A 1,119-nucleotide genomic window follows, 5' to 3' on the forward strand; every position below is an offset into this window, starting at 1 on the left:
CGCCGAGCATGGCCGAAGCAAGAAGCACGCGCCGGAATTTCTCGAGAGATCTTGACCCAGACGACGACGTTTGCCGCACCCGTCTCATCCTCCAGAGGAACATGAAGCCTTTGGCCGAGCCCGGCCGCTGCCGGACCAGCACCAGGCCGGCGGCCTCGAGCCAGCTTCTGCCTCGCGCCTGCATAGCATCCTGACAGGTCACGGTGCGGCGCCGGTTAGGCGGCACGCCGATTTTGGCAACGCTAGCCTGTGAACTGAAGAATGAAGGTCGGACTTGCGGCACATCGATTAGGTTCAAATGATAAGTTGCTGCCCGGCGAGGTCGTTTCAGCGCATCTCGACTGGTGGGTCGGCAAGACAATGCGGAACGGAAATGATCGCAGGCGTAAAGGACGGCTTTCGGGGCCGGAAGCTTCAGGCCTGGAACCGGACCCCAGTTTGGCGCAAGCATCGTGGCCTCCGCCCGGTCAGGCATTCACCGGCTCGCGAAATGCCAATTGATTCTGCTTAACCGGGCATACCTAAACGGCCACTTGCGTTCCGATCTCGACCACACGTCCGGTCGGGATCTGGAAATACTCCGTCGCGTCGGCGGCCGTGCGCGCCAAGCCGATGAACAGCTTGTCCTGCCACACCGGCATGCCGGAGTTGGGTGACGCCTTGAGCGAGCGACGCGACAGGAAGAAGGACGTCGTCATGATGTCGAACTTCCAACCCTGCTTGCGGCAGATCGCCAGCGCACGCGGGATGTTAGGCTGTTCCATGTAGCCGAAGGTCAGTGTCACCCGCATGAACAGCTCATTGATCGTTTCCATCTTGATCCGCTCGCTGTCGGGCACCACGGGCTGCTGCGCCGTCACCACAGAGAGGATGACGTTCTGTTCGTGCAGCGCCTTGTAGTGCTTCAGGCTGTGCATCAACGCGGTCGGCGCACTGGCGGGATCGCTGGTCAGGAACACGGCCGTACCGGACACCAGCTGCGGTTTCTTCTTCAACAGATTGCCCGCAAGGAAATCGAGCGGAATCTGGTTCCTGCGCGTCTTGTCAAATAGATACCTGCTGCCTCTTATCCAAGTCCACATGGTCATCACGATCACTGCGGCAATGGCAAGCGAGGCC

At 60.4% G+C, this 1,119-nt stretch carries 1 protein-coding gene and 1 pseudogene; both read right to left on the reverse strand.

Features of this window, described 5'->3' with window-relative positions; all coding sequences use genetic code 11:
• Positions 1-214, reverse strand: a pseudogene (locus EOA60_RS38480) (DNA polymerase-like protein); the annotation flags it as partial.
• 307 nt (positions 215-521) lie between these two features.
• Positions 522-1,119 (reverse strand): KUP/HAK/KT family potassium transporter (locus tag EOA60_RS34120; protein WP_206628397.1); only part of this gene is annotated, 598 nt, incomplete at its 5' end.

Source organism: Mesorhizobium sp. M1A.F.Ca.IN.020.06.1.1 (assembly GCF_004023265.1).
In the GTDB taxonomy this organism is placed as follows: Bacteria; Pseudomonadota; Alphaproteobacteria; order Rhizobiales; family Rhizobiaceae; genus Mesorhizobium.